Genomic DNA, 255 nt, shown 5'->3' with positions numbered 1-255 from the left:
AGAACGGGATGGTCGTCTCCACGCCCGCGATGTCGTACTCGGAGAGCGCGCGGTCCATCCGCACGATGGCCTCCTCGCGCGTGCGGCCCCACGTCGAGAGCTTCGAGATCATCGGGTCGTAGTAGACGGGCACCACGCCGCCCTCTTCGACGCCCGCGTCGAGGCGCACGTACGGGCCGCCCGGCGGCGCGTGGCGAAGAAGGGGGCCGGGGTCCGGGAGGAAGCCGCGCGCCGCGCTCTCGGCGTAGACGCGGC

At 73.3% G+C, this 255-nt stretch carries 1 pseudogene; it reads right to left on the bottom strand.

The annotated features are described in order from the left end of the window. Positions 1–255, bottom strand: a pseudogene (locus tag RYX56_RS23790) (acetyl-CoA carboxylase biotin carboxylase subunit); the annotation flags it as partial.

Source organism: Alkalihalophilus lindianensis (assembly GCF_032843265.1).
GTDB classification, from domain to species: Bacteria; Bacillota; Bacilli; order Bacillales; family Bacillaceae_D; genus Alkalihalophilus; species Alkalihalophilus lindianensis.
The sequence above is the reverse complement of the archived record's forward strand: the minus strand, read 5'-3'. Positions and strand labels throughout refer to the sequence as shown.